This window comes from Erythrobacter aureus, assembly GCF_003355455.1.
In the GTDB taxonomy this organism is placed as follows: domain Bacteria; phylum Pseudomonadota; class Alphaproteobacteria; order Sphingomonadales; family Sphingomonadaceae; genus Qipengyuania; species Qipengyuania aurea.
The window spans coordinates 933538-952882 of sequence record NZ_CP031357.1; the positions used below are offsets into that span (position 1 = coordinate 933538).

General features: G+C 63.1%; 17 protein-coding genes. 11 read left to right on the top strand and 6 right to left on the bottom strand.

Annotation, left to right across the window (positions count from 1 at the left end; genetic code table 11):
* Positions 1-3: 3 nt before the first annotated feature.
* A complete protein-coding gene (acs, locus tag DVR09_RS04635) occupies positions 4-1890 on the bottom strand; it encodes an acetate--CoA ligase (protein ID WP_115415905.1) in 1887 nt (628 codons plus the stop codon).
* Between the two features lie 186 nt (positions 1891-2076).
* On the opposite strand from acs, the gene DVR09_RS04640 reads away from it, so the two are divergent.
* A complete protein-coding gene (locus DVR09_RS04640; protein WP_234041556.1) occupies positions 2077-3465 on the top strand; it encodes a DcaP family trimeric outer membrane transporter in 1389 nt (462 codons plus the stop codon).
* Between the two features lie 56 nt (positions 3466-3521).
* Here the strand turns inward: DVR09_RS04640 and DVR09_RS04645 are convergent, their stop codons facing one another.
* From DVR09_RS04645 to DVR09_RS04655, 3 genes are all read right to left on the bottom strand, one after another.
* Entirely contained in the window at positions 3522-4547 is a 1026-nt protein-coding gene (locus DVR09_RS04645) for a TerC family protein (RefSeq protein ID WP_115415906.1), read from the bottom strand.
* Complete coding sequence (gene nhaA, locus DVR09_RS04650) at positions 4540-5742, bottom strand: Na+/H+ antiporter NhaA (protein WP_115415907.1); 1203 nt, start codon at positions 5740-5742, stop codon at positions 4540-4542. Before nhaA ends, DVR09_RS04645 begins: the two co-directional genes overlap by 8 nt.
* A 66-nt stretch (positions 5743-5808) precedes the next feature.
* Positions 5809-6018: an HP1242/YdcH family protein gene (locus DVR09_RS04655; protein WP_162814846.1), complete on the bottom strand. Its 210-nt coding sequence runs from the start codon at positions 6016-6018 to the stop codon at positions 5809-5811.
* A gap of 100 nt (positions 6019-6118) precedes the next feature.
* On the opposite strand from DVR09_RS04655, the gene DVR09_RS04660 reads away from it, so the two are divergent.
* From DVR09_RS04660 to DVR09_RS04685, 6 genes are all read left to right on the top strand, one after another.
* Positions 6119-7033 carry a hydrogen peroxide-inducible genes activator gene (locus DVR09_RS04660; protein ID WP_115415909.1) on the top strand — a complete coding sequence of 305 codons (915 nt, stop codon included), beginning with the start codon at positions 6119-6121 and terminating at the stop codon, positions 7031-7033.
* Between the two features lie 79 nt (positions 7034-7112).
* Positions 7113-8234 (top strand): FAD-dependent oxidoreductase, encoded by a 1122-nt coding sequence (locus DVR09_RS04665; RefSeq protein ID WP_115415910.1) that lies wholly within the window; start codon positions 7113-7115, stop codon positions 8232-8234.
* A 45-nt stretch (positions 8235-8279) separates the two neighbouring features.
* A complete protein-coding gene (locus DVR09_RS04670) occupies positions 8280-10418 on the top strand; it encodes a dihydrolipoyl dehydrogenase family protein (RefSeq protein ID WP_115415911.1) in 2139 nt (712 codons plus the stop codon).
* Positions 10419-10447: 29 nt separating this feature from the next.
* Positions 10448-10879, top strand: a complete 432-nt coding sequence (locus tag DVR09_RS04675) for a hypothetical protein (protein WP_115415912.1) — start codon at positions 10448-10450, stop codon at positions 10877-10879.
* A gap of 16 nt (positions 10880-10895) precedes the next feature.
* Positions 10896-12173, top strand: coding sequence for a NupC/NupG family nucleoside CNT transporter (locus tag DVR09_RS04680; RefSeq protein WP_115415913.1), 1278 nt, complete (start codon positions 10896-10898; stop codon positions 12171-12173).
* 19 nt (positions 12174-12192) lie between these two features.
* The gene (locus DVR09_RS04685; RefSeq protein ID WP_115415914.1) at positions 12193-12798 is read left to right on the top strand and encodes a CDP-alcohol phosphatidyltransferase family protein; all 606 of its coding nucleotides are present in this window, start codon (positions 12193-12195) and stop codon (positions 12796-12798) included.
* Here DVR09_RS04685 and DVR09_RS04690 read toward each other — a convergent pair.
* Positions 12788-13717, bottom strand: coding sequence for a DUF1499 domain-containing protein (locus DVR09_RS04690; protein ID WP_234041557.1), 930 nt, complete (start codon positions 13715-13717; stop codon positions 12788-12790). The two genes, DVR09_RS04685 and DVR09_RS04690, sit on opposite strands and share 11 nt — an antisense overlap.
* Before the next feature lie 13 nt (positions 13718-13730).
* Entirely contained in the window at positions 13731-15755 is a 2025-nt protein-coding gene (locus DVR09_RS04695; protein ID WP_115415915.1) for a glycoside hydrolase family 3 C-terminal domain-containing protein, read from the bottom strand.
* A 133-nt stretch (positions 15756-15888) separates the two neighbouring features.
* On the opposite strand from DVR09_RS04695, the gene DVR09_RS04700 reads away from it, so the two are divergent.
* From DVR09_RS04700 to DVR09_RS04715, 4 genes are read left to right on the top strand one after another with little or no spacing between them, the layout of a single operon-like run.
* Positions 15889-16860, top strand: coding sequence for an ArsR/SmtB family transcription factor (locus tag DVR09_RS04700; RefSeq protein WP_115415916.1), 972 nt, complete (start codon positions 15889-15891; stop codon positions 16858-16860).
* Positions 16861-16877: 17 nt separating this feature from the next.
* Positions 16878-17777, top strand: a complete 900-nt coding sequence (metF, locus tag DVR09_RS04705) for a methylenetetrahydrofolate reductase [NAD(P)H] (protein ID WP_115417785.1) — start codon at positions 16878-16880, stop codon at positions 17775-17777.
* Between the two features lie 2 nt (positions 17778-17779).
* Positions 17780-18820: a homocysteine S-methyltransferase family protein gene (locus DVR09_RS04710; protein ID WP_115415917.1), complete on the top strand. Its 1041-nt coding sequence runs from the start codon at positions 17780-17782 to the stop codon at positions 18818-18820.
* Positions 18817-19344 carry a GNAT family N-acetyltransferase gene (locus DVR09_RS04715; protein WP_115415918.1) on the top strand — a complete coding sequence of 176 codons (528 nt, stop codon included), beginning with the start codon at positions 18817-18819 and terminating at the stop codon, positions 19342-19344. The genes DVR09_RS04710 and DVR09_RS04715 overlap by 4 nt, the downstream gene beginning before the upstream one ends.
* Position 19345 lies beyond the last annotated feature (1 nt).

Sequence of the window (19345 nt, forward strand, 5' to 3'; positions counted from 1 at the left end):
AACTCAGTTGTTGTGCCTGCCTTCGATCAATCGATCAACCAGGCTGGGGTCGGCGAGCGTCGATGTATCCCCCAATGTGCCGTAATCGTCCTCCGCGATCTTGCGCAGAATCCGGCGCATGATCTTGCCGCTGCGGGTCTTGGGCAGCCCGTCCGTGAACTGGATATGGTCCGGCGACGCGATCGGCCCGATTTCGCTGCGCACATGCCCGCGTAGTTCGGAATAGAGCGCATCGCCGCCTTCCTCGCCCGCGTTGAGCGTGACGTAGCAGTATATACCCTGTCCCTTGATATCGTGCGGATATCCGACCACCGCGGCTTCGGCGACCTTGGGGTGCAGAACCAGCGCGCTTTCGACTTCGGCGGTGCCCATGCGGTGGCCCGACACGTTGATGACATCGTCGACGCGGCCGGTGATCCAGTAATATTCGTCCTCGTCGCGGCGGCAGCCGTCCCCGGTGAAATATTTGCCCTTATAGGTGCTGAAATAGGTCTGTTCGAAGCGGCCATGGTCGCCATAGACCGTGCGCGCCTGACCGGGCCAGCTATGCGTGATACACAGATTCCCCTCGGTCGCCCCGTCCAGAACCTCGCCTTCGTGGTCGACCAGTTGAGGGCGTACACCGAAGAAGGGCCGACCCGCGCTGCCCGGCTTCATATCATGCGCCGAAGGCAGGGTCGTGATCATGCAGGCGCCTGTTTCGGTCTGCCACCAGGTATCGATGATCGGGCAGCGCTTTTCCCCCACGACATCGAAATACCAGCGCCATGCCTCGGGATTGATCGGTTCCCCGACTGTGCCGAGCAGCCGTATCGAGGAGCGATCATGCGCGGTTACGAACGCATCGCCTTCGCGCATCAGAGCGCGGATCGCGGTTGGCGCGGTATAGAGAATGTTGACCTTGTGCTTTTCCACCGTCTGCCAGAACCGCGAATGGTCGGGATAGCTGGGTATGCCCTCGAAGATCACCTGTGTCGCCCCGTTGAACAGGGGGCCGTAGGTGATATAGCTGTGGCCGGTGACCCACCCGATATCCGCCGTGCACCAGAACACCTCACCGGGCTGATAATCGAAGATGTAGTGGAAGGTGGTGGCGGTCCAGACGCCATAGCCGCCTGTCGTGTGCACCACGCCCTTCGGCTTGCCGGTCGATCCCGAGGTGTAGAGGATGAAGAGCGGATCTTCCGCTTTCATCGGTTCGCAGGGGCATTCGGCATCGTTTGCCACCTCGTGATACCAGTGGTCGCGGCCCGCTGTCATGTCGATCTCCGCGCCCGTGTGGCGAACCACCAGCATCCCGTCGAGCGGCGTATCGTGATCGGGTTCGGCCAGAGCGGCGTCGACATTCGCCTTGAGCGGAATGTGCTTGCCACCGCGAAGGCCCTCGTCGGCGGTGACCACGAAACGGCTGCCGCAGCCTTCGATGCGTCCGGCGAGTGCTTCGGGCGAGAAGCCGCCGAATACCACCGAATGGATCGCGCCGAGACGCGCACAGGCGAGCATGGCGAGCACGCCTTCCACGATCATCGGCATGTAAATCGTCACGCGATCGCCCTTGCCGACGCCGATAGCCTTGAGCGCATTGGCCATGGCGACCACCTCGCGGTGCAATTCCCGATAGGTCAGCGTGCGGCCTGGGGAGGCGGGATCGTCCGGCTCGAATATCAGCGCGGCCCGATCTCCAAGCGTCTCCAGGTGCCGGTCCACCGCATTGTGGCACAGGTTGAGCTCGCCATCGGCGAACCAGGCGATGTGGACCGGATCGAAGGACCATTCGCCCGCCTTGGTGGGAAAGGCCGACCAATCGAGGCGTTTCGCCTGGTCGAGCCAGAATTCGTCGGGCTGCTCGACCGATCGCCGGTACAGTTCCTCGTACTCTTCCGGGTGCAGTGGGTTTCATGGTTGGTTTCTAGGCGCTGGACGGAATCGAGCATCGATGATCTCCCTTCATCCTGTTCAATAGCACTCCGCCCCCATGCGCGCTTTCAGACGAAGGTCTTACGACCATCTGCCCATTCCCGGCCAGTGCCGGGCACCGCATACTCGCGACAAAATAGAAGCGAGGGAGGTTGGGATATGGCACTGAAGGATATCGGAAAACACACCCGTGCGGCACTGCTTGCCGCGACGTGTCTTACAGCAACGCCGGCGGCGGCTCAGGATGCAGGGATCGAGGAGCGCCTCGACCGGCTGGAGGCGCTGGTCGCAAGCCTGCTCGAACGGATGGATGCCGAACAAGGGCGAATGGATGCCCGCCAGGCCGAAACGCTCGCCGCGACCGAACAGGCACTCGCCGAAACGCGCGCCTTGCAGGAACGCCAGGTGCAGCTTGCCGCGCAGATCGACGAGCCGAAGAAACAGGAAGACAAGGGCTTTCGCGTCGGGAACACCACCATCGCCTATGCGGGCTATGTCAAGCTCGATGCGATCTCGCAGCGCACCAGTGGCGGGCAGGTCGGCACGGGCAGTATCGTGCGCGATTTCCTCATTCCCGGGGCTATTCCGGTGGGCGGCCCTGCGTCGGGATGGGATAGCGATTTCAGCGCGCGGCAATCGCGCCTGATCTTCAAGACCGCCACCGATGTTGGCAACGGGCACGAACTCAATTCGCAGATCGAACTCGATTTCATGGTTACACCGGGTGGCGACGAGCGCGTGTCGAACAGCTACCAGCCGCGCCTGCGACAGGCGTTCATAACCTACGACAACTGGCTTTTCGGCCAGACCTGGTCGACCTTCCAGAACGTCGGCGCGCTGCCCGAGAGCCTGGATTTCGTCGGAACCACGCCGGGCACGGTGTTCGAGCGCCAACCGATGATCCGATACACCAGGGGCGGCCTCATGATCGCAGCGGAGCAGGCCGAAACCACTGTGACCGCGCCAGGGGGTGCGCGCGTGCTGGCGGGCGACGATACGCTCCCCGATTTCGTGCTCCGCTATAATCTCGCGCGTGACTGGGGCTCGTTCAGCGCTGCCGGGATCGTCCGCAATCTGCGGATTACCGACGATGATTTCGGCACCGGCACCGACAGCGCTCTGGGCTATGGGGTCAGCCTGTCGGGCAAGGTCAAGCTTGGCGACAAGGACGACCTGCGCTTCATGGGCACCGTCGGCGATGGGCTCGGGCGGTATATCGGGCTGAATATCGTCAACGACGCCGCATTGGACCTCGATGGCGATCTCGACCCGATCTTCACCTATTCGGGGTTTGCCGCCTATCGGCATGTATGGTCGGACAAGTGGCGTTCGACGATTGCCGGTTCCTATTTCAAGGCCGACAATCCCGTCTTGCTGACCGGCGGAACGGTGACCGACGAGAGCTGGAACGTGCTCGCGAACCTGATCTTCTCCCCTGTGCGTCCGGTCGATATCGGCATCGAATATATGTATGCGGAGCGCTCGCTCGAAAACGGGCTTTCGGGCAATCTTCAGAAAATCCAGGTGTCGACCAAATACTCTTTCTAGCGCGGGGCAGCCGCCGGTCGATCATCTCACCGGCGGCGGCCTGAACAGTCTGGCGGTCACCTGTCTTTGAGCGGCGCCAGACCTTCGCCTTCCTTCGGCCAGTCCTCTTCCTCGCCGCCGCGTGTCTTCCATAGCGAATAGAGCACACCGGCAGCGATCAGGGCGGCGGTCACACCGAGGCTGACCCAGGCGGGGAACTTCTCTCCGCCGAGGAGGAAGTCGGCGACGAAGATTTTGCTGCCGATGAACACCAGCACGGCTGCCAACGCGTATTTCAGGTAGTGGAAGCGGTGAACCATCGCGGCGAGCGCGAAGTAGAGCGCCCGCAAGCCGAGGATCGCGAAAATATTCGAGGTATAGACGATGAAGGTATCGGTCGTGATCGCGAAGATTGCGGGAACGCTGTCGACCGCGAAGACCAGATCAGCCAGATTGATCACCACCAATGCCAGCAGCAGCGGGGTTGCGGCGCGAACCATGCGTCCCGTTTTTTCGTCGCGCACCCTCACCAGAAATTTCTGCCCATGAAGTTCGGGCGTCACGCGCATGTGGCGGCTGATCCAGCGGACTACCGGATTGTTGCCCACGTCCATGGGCTGATCCCCGGCGAAGAACATCTTGATGCCGGTGAAGATGAGGAAAGCAGCGAATATATAGAGCACCCAATAGGCTTCGGCCAGCAAGGCGGCGCCGCCCGCGATCATCAAGCCGCGCAGCACGATCACCGCCAGGATGCCCCACAGCAGCGCGCGATATTGGTATTTTGCGGGAATCGCGAAGTAGGTGAAGATCAGGCTGATCACGAAGACATTGTCGATCGACAAAGCCTTTTCGATGAAGAAACCCGTGAAATACTGCATGCCAGCCGTATCACCACGCTCGAACCAGACCCACACGCCGAAAAGCAGCGCCACCCCGATATAGAAGGCCGAAAGCTTGAGGCTCTCGCCGATGCCTAGTTCGCGATCTTCCTTGTGCAGGATGCCCAGATCGAACGCTGTCAGGGCGATGACGATGCCGAGGAAAGCCGTCCAGAACCAGACCGGCGTGCCGAGCCAGTCGGCCATGAAGAGATCAAGCATGGAGGGCGTCTTTGCCGATGATGCGACCGGCCCGAGGCGTGCCGGCCAGTACGGTCATGCCGATCAGCGCCGAAACCAGCGATCCGGACAATACACCCATTTTCACGGCATCGACCTGAGTCGAATCGACGAAAGCGAGACCGCCGATGAACAGGCTCATGGTGAAGCCGATACCGGCCAGGCATGACAGGCCATAGACATGCCTCCAGGTCACTTCCGGCGGCAATGTAGCCATTCCGGTCTTGGCCGCGATCCAGCAGGCACCGAAGATACCGATCTGCTTGCCCACGACGAGACCTGCGGCAATGCCGAGCGAGAGCGGCGCGAGGAGCGCTTCGAGCCCGGCCCCGGCAAAGGATACGCCTGCATTGGCGAATGCGAAGATCGGCAGCACCAGGAATGCGACCCAGGGGTGGAGTGCATGTTCCAGCCGCTCGAGCGGGCGTTCCTCGCCGGTCGCGATGGGGACGAACATCGCCGTTACCACGCCCGCCAGCGTCGCGTGGACGCCGGACTTGAGAACGCAGATCCACAGGAAGGCGCCGAGCAGGAAATAGGGGATGGTTCGCGCAACGCCGAAGCGGTTGAGCAGCAGCATTCCGGCCGCCGGAACGAGCGCGAGCGCCAGTGCGGAAAGGTTCATGTTCTCTGTGTAGAACAGGGCGATAATGGCGATCGCACCGATATCGTCGATGATCGCGATGGCGAGCAGCAATGCCTTGAGAGCTACCGGCACACGGCTGCCAAGTAGGGCGAGCAGGCCCAGGGCGAAGGCGATATCGGTCGCGGCCGGGATGGCCCATCCACGGATGTTTTCGGGCGATCCGGCATTGATGGCGACGAAAACCAGAGCCGGGACCGCCATGCCGCCAATCGCGGCATACACGGGCAACGAGGCCTGCTTCCAATTGCGTAGCTGCCCGGTGACGATTTCGCGTTTAACTTCGAGCCCGATCAGGAAGAAGAACAGAGCCATCAGGCCGTCGTTGATCCACAGCACCAAGGGCTTGTCGATCGTAACCAGATCACCGGCGGTGAAATTCACCGGAGTGGCGAGAAAACCCTGATACTGGGAGAGGAGAGACGAATTGGCGATGGCCAGCGCGATCGTGGCGGCCACGATCAGCATGATGCCGCCTGCGCTTTCGCTGGAGATGAAGGCGCGGAGACGCTCGGTGGGGGTTGGCTGGGTCATGGGTTAATGGGGCGACGACCGGAGGGGGGAGGATGGGGATGGGGGTTCCGACCGTCGCCCCATGGGTCAGCCTGTAAGGCCGCGCCCGTAGTAATGCCGCTGGAGAGCGACGATCTTGTCCTTGAGGCGCAGACGCAGTCGCTTCAGCGCCTTCAGCTCGTCGCGCGCAATCGCCGATTTCGTGGTATCGATCAGGCGGTTCAGCTGGCGATGCTCACGCGTGAGCTTGCGCAGGTAAGGTATCATGATCTTTTCATCGGGTGACTTGCGAGTCATGCTGCTCTCCATTGTCTTGGACAGGGATATGCGTGAAAGCGGTGTGATAATCTAATTCAAATCCCATTCCTTAGCCAATAAGATATGCTAATGGGGGTGCGTGCCTACGCTCAGACAGTTCGAAATCTTCGTCAGATTGGCAGAAACCGGTAATATGGGTGAAGCTGCGCGGGGCCTTGGCCTCACCCAGCCCGCCTTGAGCCAGCAATTGCGTGCGCTCGAGGATAGGCTGGGCCTGCGCCTGTTCGAACGGGTCCCCAAAGGCATGCAACTGACACCCGCCGGGCGCGATCTGGTCGCCGGGGCGCGTAGTGTGATCGCCGCCGCCCGCGATTTTCGCGATGCCGCGGATCACGTCGCCGCAAAGCCCGCCGGTTCGATCCGCTTCGGCGTCAGTCCGACGATCGGGCCTTATCTCTTGCCTGCCGTCATCAAGATTCTACACGAACGCTATCCCGACCTACGCCTGTTCATGCGCGAAGGTATTCCGACCGCGCAGCACGCCGCGCTCGAGGCGGGCGAACTCGACATGATACTGTCCCCCCTGCCGATCGCCGGACGCGGGCTGCAGGTCGAACCACTGTTCCGCGAACCGCTGCGGATCGTCGCGCCACCCGACGACCCGCTGCATGCCAAGACCTCGCTCGTGCACGAAGACTTCCGCGGTCGGACCTTTCTCACGCTCGATCACCGGCATCACTATCATCGCCAGCTCATGGACATTTGCGACAAATTGGGAGCCTCGGTGCTGTCGGATTACGAGGGCACGAGTCTCGATGCCTTGCAACAGATGGTCGGTTCCGGTGTCGGGCTGGCGATCCTTCCCGAACTCTACATTCGCTCGGATGCGGGTGGGCTGGATATGGTGCGCATTGCCGAACCGGACGGCTGGGCGGAGTATCGCAGCCTCGCCGCAGCCTGGCGCCCCAGCGCGGCCTATGCCGATCTGTACGCCGAAGTCGCGCAGGTGATCGCCGACGAGGCTCGCAAGCGCGCAAGCCTTCAATTGGCTTAGTTTCGGTGCCTCGGGGTTGCACCGGCCAGTGTCTCAACGCGATTGACATCTCTTTGGCTGCCGGACACGTCCGGTGTCGATGCGGAAGACCGGACCAGTTCTGCTGCTCGTCGGGGGCGGGCATGCGCATCTCGGTGTGCTGGCTGACTGGGTAAAGCATGGCAGCCCGCGCGGCAGGACCATTCTGGTCACTCCGCACCGCCATGCACGCTATTCGGGCATGATCCCGGGAACCGTTGCGGGCGAATATGCGATCGACGAGGGAACCATCGACCTCGCCGCGTTGGCGAAGCGGGCCGGAGCGGAGCTGGTGCTCGACCGATGCACGGCGATCGACCCTTCGCATCGCTCGATCGAAACGGAGAAAGGTAGCCGCATCGCATTCGACTATTGCTCGATCGATATCGGCGCCGTTGCGCGGGCGCGGGAAGTGCTGGGCGAAGACCCGCGCCTGCTCGACGTTCGGCCGATTGCAAGTTTCATCTCGCGCCTGTCCGAAAAGTGCGAAGGAGCGGGTTCGGAGCGCAACCATATTGCAGTGATCGGGGGCGGTGCCGGAGGCGTGGAGCTGGCCTTCGCCGTGCGTCGCCGCTTCGAGGATCGTGGCACGCGCGTGACTCTCGTCACAGGCGAAGCGGGCCTGCTCGATGGCTTTTCCCGCCGCGCGAAGGCGCTGGCCGAGCGCGCGCTGCGGCACGATGACATTGCCCTCGTCGAACAGGATGCGCGCTTGGAGGCGGGGTGCCTTGTTGCCGGGATGCGCACGCTCGAACCGGTCGACTTTCTCATTGCATCGCTCGGCGGGGCTGCCCCGGCATGGCCCGGCAGGGGCGGGCTTGCCGTGAGCCGGGGCGGCTTCATCGCCGTCGATCGCCATCAGCGATCTGTGTCCCACCCGCATATTCTGGCAGCGGGCGACATCGCCATGCGACAGGACAGAATGGTGCCCCGTTCGGGGGTCCATGCGGTGCATAGCGGCCCCGTGCTCGCCTCCAATCTGCGCCGATTGCTGGGCGGCGGCGGTGCGATGCGCAGTTACAGGCCCCGGCCTGCCAGTCTCTACCTTGTCTCCACCGCTGACGGAAAAGCGATAGCCAGCTACGGCATATTCGCCGCCCATGGCCGCTGGGCGGGATGGCTCAAGCGCTGGATAGACACGCGCTGGATCGCATCTTTCGCCAAGCTGAGCGGGAGAGTGTAACCGGCAGGTAGCGGCGCACGAACAGGCGATCGACAGAAGGAATCCATGAAGAAACTCCTCATCATTCTGATTCTTGCGGCGCTGATCGCGGCCTATTTCGCCTTCGGTCTCGGCGACTATTTGACAGTCGAGGGCGTCAAGCAGGTCGCGGATGACGTCGGCGGTTACTACGCGCGCAATCCGGCGCAGGTGATCGCCTTGTTCTTCCTGGTCTATGTTGCGGTTACGGCGGCCTCGCTTCCGGGCGCGGCAGTGATGACGCTGGCGGCAGGCGCGATGTTCGGCGTGTTGGTCGGGACAATCGTGGTCTCCTTCGCCTCGACGCTGGGCGCCACGCTGGCCTTCCTCGCCTCGCGCTATGTGCTGCGCGACACAATCGAGGCGCGCTTCGGCGAGCGGTTGAAAGCCGTAAATCAGGGACTCGAGCGGGATGGGGCCTTCTACCTCTTCACCATTCGCATGATCCCGCTGTTCCCCTTTTTCGTAGTGAATTTGGTGATGGGTCTTACGCGGATCCGGGCGTGGACCTATGCCTGGGTCAGCCAGGTCGGCATGCTGCTCGGCACGATCGTCTATGTGAATGCGGGCACCCAGCTCGCGCGGATCGATAGTCCGGCCGGAATTGCCTCGCCCGCTGTCCTGATCTCTTTCGCGCTGCTCGGCATCGCGCCGTGGTTCGCCAAGGCGATCATCGCCTGGATCAAGCGGCGCAAGGTCTATGCGGGCTTTGACAAACCCAAGAGATTCGATCGCAATCTGGTTGTTATCGGCGCCGGATCGGCGGGGCTCGTTTCCGCGCTGATCGCGGCCACGGTGAAGGCCAAGGTCACGCTGGTCGAGGCTGACAAAATGGGCGGCGATTGCCTCAATACCGGCTGTGTTCCGTCCAAGGCGCTGATCAAGAGCGCAAAGGTCGCCGAGCAGATGCGCCGTGCCGACCGCTACGGGCTGGAACCGACGGAACCCAAGGTCCCCTTCAACCGGACGATCGAACGCGTCATGGGCGCGATCAGGGCAATCGAGCCGAACGACAGCGTCGAGCGCTATGAGGGCCTCGGTGTCGATGTGGTGGAGGGTTACGCGAAGATCGTCGATCCGTGGAGGGTCGAGATAACGTGCAAGGATGGCGGCGTGCAGCGCCTGACGACCCGGGCGATCGTAATTGCCGCAGGCGCCGATCCCGTCATACCCCCGATCGATGGCCTGGAAGGTAGCGGCTTTCTGACCAGCGATACCATGTGGGATGCCTTTGCGCAGATGGATGAGCCACCTGCGCGCGTCGTCGTGCTCGGCAGCGGCCCTATCGGATGCGAACTTTCACAGGCGCTTGCCCGGCTGGGTTCGCAGGTAACACAGATCGAGATGGAAGATCGCGTTCTCATCCGGGAAGACACCGAGGTCTCGGCACTTGCGAAGGCATCCCTGGAAGCATCGGGCGTTCGGGTACTCACCGGCCACCGCGCGGCCCGCATCGGTAAAGGCGAGCTTGTCGCCGATCACAAGGGCGCGGACATCACGATACCCTTCGATACGCTGATCGTCGCTGTCGGCCGTGCCGCGCGGCTCAAGGGCTATGGCCTCGAGGATATCGGCATCGACACCGACAGGACCATCGTCACCGACGATTTCCTCGCAACGAAGTTTCCGAACATCTACGCCGCTGGCGATGTCGCAGGGCCGTTTCAGCTCACCCATGTGGCCAGCCACCAGGCCTGGTTCGCCAGCGTCAATGCGCTGTTCGGACAGTTCAAGCGCTTCAAGGCGGATTACCGTGTGATCCCCGCCGTGACCTTCCTTGACCCCGAAGTGGCGCGCGTCGGCATCAACGAGAGCGAGGCGAAAGAGCAGGGGATCGATTACGAAGTCACCCGCTTCGATCTCGACGATCTCGACCGGGCGATTGCCGAAAGCGAGACCAAGGGCTTCGTCAAAGTGCTCACCCCTCCCGGCAAGGACACGATCCTCGGCGCGACCATCGTCGGGGCGCATGCCGGTGAGCTGCTGGCCGAATATGTGCTGGCGATGAAGCACAAGCTCGGCCTGGGCAAGATCCTCGGCACGATCCATTCCTATCCGACCATGGCCGAAGCCAACAAATTCGCCGCCGGCGAGTGGAAGAAGAAGCACAAGCCGGAAGGCTTGCTCAACCTCGTCGAGAAATACCACGCCTGGCGCCGCGGATAGCATCGCGCGCGGGTCAACGGAGACAACCCATGCTTTCCAGGATTTCCCTTCTCATCATGCGTGTTGGCACCGGTATGCTGCTCGTCCTGTGGGGCAGCGTCCGGCTGCTGGGCGATGGCATGGGCACCAAGCTGGCCGAAAAATATTACGGCGGTGTCGGTGCGGCCAATTCCTTCCAGCTCGCCTTCGCGACCGTTGAAGTCGTCATCGGTGTGCTGGTCGTGCTGGGCCTCTTGCGCCGCTACTCGCTGATTGGCTCGGCGATCATTCTCGTCGGCGGTGCCTTTCCGATCTGGCGCCACTTCCTCGACCCGTTCGGGCGCTATCTCTTCGCCAATCCCGAAGATGCCAACCTGCTGTTCTTCCCTTCGATCACCGTGGCTGGCGCGGCGCTTGCGCTGATCGCTTTTCGCGAACATGACACGCTGGCGCTGGACAGCCTGTTGAAGCGCAAGGACTGATCGGCGAGGGGAGCCCGTGGAGGTATTCGACCAGTTTCGCGGGCTTGCTGGCATTGCCTTGCTGGTATTGCTCGCGTGGGGATTGTCTGAGAACCGTGCCGGGCGTCCGTCCCTGGGCTGGATCGCAGGCGCGCTTGCGCTGCAGGTTTTCCTCGCGCTCCTGATCGTGCGGGTGCCGATCGTCTGGGATGCCGTGACCTTGGCGAACGATGCGGTCGCGGCAATCGAACGCGCCACGCTGGATGGCTCGTCCTACATGTTCGGGTATCTCGGCGGCGCGCCGCTGCCGTTCGAACTCAGCGAAGGCGCCGAGGCGCCGGTCGTTATCGCCTTCCAGATCCTCCCTTTGGTGATCGTGTTTTCCGCGCTTGCCGCGCTGCTGTGGCATTGGGGCGTGCTGCGCTGGCTGGTCGATGGCCTGTCCTATCTCCTGCGCCGCACGCTCAAGGTGAGCGGTGTCGTCGGCCTGTCGGGCGGGTCGAACCTGTTCCTCGGCGTGGTAGAAAGCCCGCTGGTGGTGCGGGCCTATTTCGCCAGGATGAGCCGGGCCGACCTGTTCCAGGTCATGGTCCTTGCCATGGCCACGATCAGCGGTGCGATCCTGATTCTCTACGCGACGACGCTGTCGCGGACCGTGCCCGACGCGGTGGGACACATGATCTCCGCTTCGCTCATATCGCTGCCGGCGGCCTTGCTGGTGGCGAAGCTGATGGTGCCGGGGGAAGCGGACGACGCCGATAGCGAAGAGCCGGCGCGCAATGAGCCGGGGCTGCGATACGAATCGAGCATCGATGCGATCATCAAGGGAACGATGGACGGCATGCAGCTGTTCCTCGCGGTCATTGCGGTCATCATCGTGGTCTTCGCGCTGGTTTCGCTGACCGATCAGGTGCTTGCGCTGCTGCCGCTGGTCGATGGCGACCCGCTGACGCTGAAACGCCTGTTCGGCTGGGCTTTCGCGCCGCTGATGTGGCTGATCGGGGTGCCCTGGGGCGAGGCGCAGGCGGCGGGCAGTCTGATGGGCACCAAGGCGATCCTCAACGAATATGTCGCCTATCTCGAACTTGCGGCACTACCCGATGGGACCTTCGCGCCGCGCAGTTTGCTGATCGTGACCTATGCGCTGTGCGGCGTGGCCAATCTTGCAAGCATTGGGCTGCTCGTCTCGACGATCGGCACGCTATGTCCGGAACGGCGCGGCGAGGTGGCCGGGCTCGGCATACGCAGTTGGATCGCGGGCAATATGGCCACGGCGATGACCGGCGCGTGGATCGGGCTCATCACCTGGGGCTGAAAAGAGGAAGGAGGAGGCGATGTTCGATGCCAGATTGCGCCCGCTGATCGATCCGCCGCTCAACCGGCTCGGCCGGATACTGGCGGGCTGGGGCGTAACTGCGAACACTCTGACATTCGCAGGACTTGCGCTGGGGCTGGGCGGCGCGGCGGCGATCGCTTTCGGGCAGTTTGCGCTCGGCCTCGCACTCATCCTCGTTAATCGCCTTTTCGACGGTCTCGATGGCGCCGTCGCCCGCGTCCACGGGCCGACGGCGCTGGGCGGTTACTTCGACATCGTCGCCGACTTCGCTTTCTACGTCTCGATCCCGCTGGCCTTCGGCTTGTTCGACCCGGCGAACACGCAGGCGGCGCTGGTGCTGGTGGCTAGCTTCGTTCTAACGGGCGTGAGCTTCCTCGCCTTTGCTGTAATCGCTGCCGAGCGCGGCGCGGAGACCACAGCGCATGGGAAGAAGAGTTTCTTCTATTCGACCGGGCTGGCCGAAGGGGGCGAGACCATCGCCGTATTCACCGCGTTTGCTCTGTTGCCGGCGTGGTTCGTGCCGATCGCCTATGGCTATGCCGGGCTGTGCCTGCTGACCGTGTTCCAGCGCAGTGCGCTAGCCGTGATCCAGTTCAGGGATTGAGCCGCGCGGCAACCGCCTCGCGCAGCTTGGCGATCCGCGCCGCATTCGCACCAAGGTCGCTCACGCCGACACGCGATACCGAACGGAAGTCGACCTGACCGTCGGACACCCGCGCAACCACGTCGTCCTTGAACCCGAACCAGAAGGTTTCCGCGACGCCTTCGACGCGGCTGTTGGCCATATCCGAAGTGACATCGTGGAAGCCCAGTTCCATCATGGATGCGGCCACGGCGACCATAACGTCTTCCGTGCTTGCCGAACCCGTGGGCAGCGGCACGAGGTCGGGATAGGCCTGCGCAATCACTTGCGCGTGCGACTGGTTGGCGAGCGGGGCTTCGCTGTTCGCCCACATCTCCAGCTCGCCCAGCGGCGTCGTATAGTCGTTGAGCGGATTAGCGTCGCTGGTCGCTCGCGCATCCAGCGTTACTTGCGAGAACGCCGGCGGGTTATCGACATCGGTCGCGACGTCGTGAATCGGTGGGATATCGGCGGCCTGCCCGCGAACATAGGCCAGCGTGCCGAAGATACCCAGCGGGACCAGCAGCGCGAGCAGGGACAGCAGCCAGCCGGTCCGTGGTTGGCGGATCAGCACGACGATCAGCGAAACCAGCGCGATCAGGGCGACAATGCCGAGCAATACCGGTCCCGCCTGTATCGTCAGGGTGATCAGGCCCGTGCGCCAGCCCCACAGGCCGAATTTGGTGCCCAGCGCCGCCACGGCAAAATAAACCGGCAGCAAAAGCGCGAGAACAAGGGCGAGACGGCTATGCCAGGGCGAGTGTGTCATGCCGACCTTGTAGCGCCCCGCAAACGCGCTGCAAACCGGGGCGGGCGTGCTTGCCTTCAGACGAAGGTCGCCGCCTGCGGTCCAGCCCGGCCTCCGCTCCCGCTTTTCATGGCAAGCGACCGCGCCGAGCATGGCGGATCATTGGCTATCCGACGCTGCGAAGCTTGCCGAAGAGGGCGGGGAGGGGTTCGGAGGCGAGGTCCCTGCTCATCGCTTCGACAACGGCGCGGGGCACCGAAATCTGCTCCGAGAAGGCGCGACGTTCGCTGAGCCCCACCGAGATTTCGTAAGCTCCGGGCTCGACGGTGAATTTGCCGTTGGTCTCGAAGTGGCCCAACTGATTGCCGCCAAGTTCGAACATCAGATTGCAGCTCTTACCGGCGTCCAGAGATATTCGCTGGAAATCCACCAGGGTACGTTCGGCGGCGCCGCGATCGATGGGGCGCCGGAGATAGAGTTGGACCGTCTCCATCCCTTCGCGTTCGCCGACATTGTGCAGGATACTGGTCACCACGATACGGTTGTGACCAAGCTCTATTCTCGGCTCTTCGATGCGAAACGGGGAAAAGCCCAGCCCATGACCCAGCGGGAGACCCTCGCGGGAATTGTCGATCAAGGCAACGGGCAGGCGCCCACGCGGCGCGAATGCCCCGGTCAGCACTTCGGCGATGGCATGGCCGGACATGCTGCCCAATTGCCCCGCATGAAGAACGCATGACAGTTTACTTCCCAGTATGTCCGGATCGAGCGGATGCGATCCGAGAGTGACCAGAATGGTATTGCGATTGGCGGAGCGCAGTCCCTCGAGCAGGTTACGTTGTGCCTCGCCCAACTCTGCCATGGCGCCAAGCACGGCAATCACCGTTTGCGATCTGCGCGCGGCTTCGCTCGCCAGGCCGATCGCCATTCGGTCGGCGGGCGCCAACCGGCCGGGATCGGAACCACCCTGGCGCAATGCCAGGCCGGGAACATATTTATAAGCGATCCCCAAGGCATCGAACCCGTCCGTCAGGCTGGCCCCCTCCCTGCCGGAGGACCCGGTCGGCAGCGCGCGATCGGTAGCAGCCGGGCCAACCACAACTATATCGCCCGAATCGATCCCCAGCGGCAGGAGAGCGGGCTCGTGGCGTAGCAACACGATGGCATGGCGCGCCGCGTCCAGTGCCAGCGCGCGGGTTTCCTCCGCCTCTATCGCCCGGTCGGTGTGCCGATCCAGTCCCTCGCTGCTGAACAGGCCGAGATCATATTTGGCCCCGATGACCTTGCGTACCTCGTCGTCGATCTGGAACGGCGCGATACGTCCGTCTTCGATCGCTGCCACCATCGCGCCGTGAGGCAGCCCCTCGAATGGTCCGGACGCCATTTCGAGACCGGCTGCCGCAGCGATCTTCGACCATCCGGCAAGGTCCAGCCCCTCATAGCCTCCGGGCTCACCGATCGACAGGGAGTGTTCGCGGGAGCCATCGGCGAGATCGGGAAAGCCATGCGCCATGGCCCCCAGCGCGACACTGCCCGGATCGGAGATGCGCAGGACGCCGGCGATCAGGCGAAGCTTGTCACGCATTCGCCGCGTATCGCGCCGGACAGTCCAGGAAGGATCGTCCAGCCTAAGACAGGCGAGCAGCCCCGGTTCCCGCACATCTTCCGACTGGAAGCCACGCACCCAGGCCGCGGCCATCCGACGGGCGAGCAATTCTACCGATCCCCAGCAATCCGCCAGATCGCTGTCGGTAACACTCGTGCAAAGCGACACATCCGGCCCCAACAGCCAGTTCCGTCCGGCGGCCTGCGCCTCTCCGGCGATCAAGCGGGCCGAGCGCTCTGCCAGCTCGCAATCCCAGCTCGATGCGAAAGCGAAGGATGATGGCAATACCGCTGTCTCGCCGCGTCCGGGGGCATCGGCGATGAACAGGGGGATACCCAGACGGGTTTCCTCCACGGCGATCCGCTGGAAAGCGGCATATTCGCTCGACAACCCCCATCCGACGAAGCCGCCCAGATGTCCGCGCCGCAATTGATCGCGTATCTGGTGATCGTGGCTCGAATCCCCTGCAACGGGTGGACGTTGCAACACGAGCTGACCGACTTTCTCCTCCACCGTCATGATGGCGAGCAAGTCTTCGACGAAACGCTCGCGCTCGGCGGCGTGATCGGAGCGGCGGCGGGGCATGACAGCCCCGCATCGCACGCAGTGGTAAACATCCCGTTTGGATGAGCACGATTATTGTCCAAGCATCTCTATGGGTCGATTTAGCTGAGCTGTGATTTACAGATATAAAAATACCTTTATATCTCCACCTGGAATGCGAACCGAAACCATCTTCCGTGCCCTTGCCGACCCCACGCGTCTGAGGATCATGCGCCTGCTGGGCTCGATGGAGCTTGCCGTTGGCGAGGTCGCGCAAGTGCTCGGCCAGAGCCAGCCCAGGGTTTCAAGGCATATCGGTATCCTGTGCGATGCGGGCCTCGCCGAAAGGCGCCGCGAAGGCAGTTGGGTTTTCCTACGGGCCTGCGCCAACGCCGTCGAGGTGCCACCGCTCTGCACGGCGATCGCCGAATTGCTCGTGGAAGCCGAGCGGGCCGACGCCCAATTCGCCGAAGAGTGCGAACGCGATCGCCGCAAGCTTGCCGAAATCCGGCACCATCGCGAGAGCGAGGCGCAGGCCTATTTCAGCGAACACGCGCATGATTGGGACGAACTGCGTCGCCTCCATTCTTCCGACGAAGCGGTCGAAGGTGCGTTGGCCGAGGCGCTTGGCGATGGTCCGCTCGGCCGTTTGCTGGACATCGGAACCGGTACCGGGCGCATGGCGGAGCTGTTTGCCGCGCGTGCCGAGCGTATCGTGGCGCTCGACAAGAGCCTGGCCATGCTGCGTGTCGCGCGCGCCAAGCTGCAGCACCTGCCGACCGAGACGGTCGAACTGGTGCAGGGCGATTTTTCCTCCCTGCCGTTCGCGCCCGACAGTTTCGATACTACCCTGTTCCATCAGGTGCTGCATTTCGCCCAGTATCCCGGAGCAGCGCTGGCCGAGGCAGCGCGCGTGACGCGGCCGGGGGGGCGGATCGCGATCGTCGATTTTGCTGCGCACCAGCGCGAAGAGTTGCGCGACCGGCATGCTCATGCCCGGCTCGGCTTCGAGGACAGTCAGATGGATAGCCTGCTGAGCGAAGCGGGTTTCGATGCCCTGACGCCGACGTCACTCGGCAATGGAGAACTGGTGGTCAAGATATGGATCGCGCACCGGCGCGCCGAAAACAGGAAAGCAGCCTCGTGAGCCCGACAATCGACCAAATGCGCGAGGCCCAGCGCGCGCTCGAAACGCCGCTGTTTTCCGGCCTGTCCGGCGATATCGAGGTGAGCTTCGAATTCTTCCCGCCCAAGAACGAGCGGATGAACGAGACGCTGTGGCACAGCGTCGAAACCCTGGCGCCTCTGGGGCCACGTTTCGCGAGCGTCACTTATGGCGCGGGTGGGTCCACGCGCGAGCGCACGCACCAGCAGGTCGTGCGGATCCAGAAGGAAGCCCACATCCCCGCCGCAGCGCATCTGACGTGCGTCGAGGCCACGCGCGAACAAGTCGACGAGGTCGCCCGCCACTATTGGGACGAAGGTATTCGTCACATCGTGGCCCTGCGGGGCGATCCGCCCGATGGCGCGAACAAGTACACGCCGCATCCAGGCGGTTATGCCAATGCCGTCGAACTCATCGCTGGCCTCAAGAAGGTCGCCGACTTCGAAATCTCGGTAGCCGCCTATCCCGAAGTCCACCCGGATTCCCCCGATGCGCAGGCCGATATCGATAATCTCAAGGCCAAGTTCGATGCCGGTGCCACGCGCGCGATCACCCAGTTTTTCTTCGATCCGCAGTGCTTCTTCGAATTTCGCGACAAGGCTGCGGCAGCGGGGATCGCGGGCGAGATCGTGCCCGGCATCATGCCGGTGCTCAGCTTCGCCGCTGTTCAGCGCATGTCGGGCCTGTGCGGCACGGCCATTCCGCACTGGATGGAAGGGCTGTTCGACGGCCTCGACGACCGGCCCGAAGCGCGCAAGCTGGTCAGCGCGACCATCGCCGCGGAATTGTGCCGCCGCCTCTATGCGGGCGGGGTGCGCCAATTCCATTTCTACACTCTCAACCGCGCCGAGCTGAGCTATGCGATCTGCCATATGCTCGGCCTGCGCCCGAAGGTCTGACAATGTCCAAGCGCGAAGACTTCGTATCCGCTGCGAAGCGGGGCATCCTCATCAAGGACGGGCCTTACGGAACCGAGATCCAACGCGCGAAACTTTCGCCCGAGGATTATTCCGCCGGCATCTTGCTGGAGCAGGACCAGAAGGGCAATAACGACCTCGTCAATCTTACGCAGCCGCAGGTCATCCGCAAAATCTGCGATAGCTATATCGATGCCGGGGCGCATATTCTGGCAACCAACACCTTCAACGCCAACCGGATCAGCCAGGCGGATTACGGCGCCGAGGCGCTGGTCCATGAAATCAACGTCGCGGCTGCGCGCATCATTCGCGATGCGGTCGACGCGCGCACCGACGGTGTGCCGCGCTTCGTCGCCGGGGCGGTGGGGCCGACCAACAAGACGCTGTCGCTTTCGCCCGATGTCGAGGATCCGGGTTTTCGCGAGGTGAGTTTCGACGAGATCGTGGAGGTTTATGTCGAACAGTGCCGCGCGCTGGTTGAGGGCGGGGCCGATTTCATCCTGATCGAAACGGTGTTCGATACGCTTAATTGCAAGGCCGCGATCATGGCGATCAGGCAGCTCGAGCGCGAGCTCGGCCGCGAGATTCCACTAATGATTTCGTTGACGCTCACCGATCTTTCGGGGCGTAATCTGTCGGGTCATACGGTCGAGGCGTTCTGGTACACGGTGCGGCATGCGAAACCGCTGACGATCGGGCTCAATTGCAGTTTCGGCGCGGAACAGCTTCGGCCGCATGTGCAGCTTCTGTCCGACATCGCGGATACCTGGCTGATGGCCTATCCCAATGCGGGATTGCCGAACGATCTCGGCGAATATGACGAGGTGCCGGAAACCACTGCCGCGCTGACGAAAGTCTGGGCGCAGAATGGCCGTGTGAATGTTCTGGGCGGATGCTGCGGCTCGACACCCGCCCATATCGCGGCCATGGCCGCGGCCGTCGAAGGTCTCTCTCCGCGCGCGGTGCCGAAGGTCGCTCCCGACATGCATCTTGCCGGCCTCGAACCTTTTACGCTTGCCGCATGACGGCGCACGATCCGACGAGGGCGGTGGTCCGCGAAGCCTGTGCCGACGACGCCGGCAGGTTGTCGCTGGTCGCCGATGCGACCTTTCTCGAGACCTTCGCAGGAATGATCTGCGGCGATGCGCTGGTGGCGCATTGCGAGCGGGCACATGATCCCGGTTTTCTGCGCGACCTTCTGGCCGCGGGCGCGCGGGCATGGCTGGCGGAAATCGACCGCGCGCCGATCGGTTACGCCCTGCTTACCGAGCCCGAACTCGAAGCCGCGCGCGACGGCGATATCGAACTCAAGAAGATCTACCTCCTGTCCCGCTTCCATGGCAGCGGGATCGCCCGTCGGCTGTTCGATGCGGCGCTGGCCGGGGCGGCGGGCCGAAAACGTCTGCTGCTCGGGGTGAAGAACGACAATCATCGCGCGATCGCCTTCTACACCAAACAGGGTTTCCGGCAGATCGCCACGCGCCGTTTCGATGTCGGCGGAATCCTTTATGACGATGTCGTGCTGGCGCGCGCCATCGAGCGGACCTGAC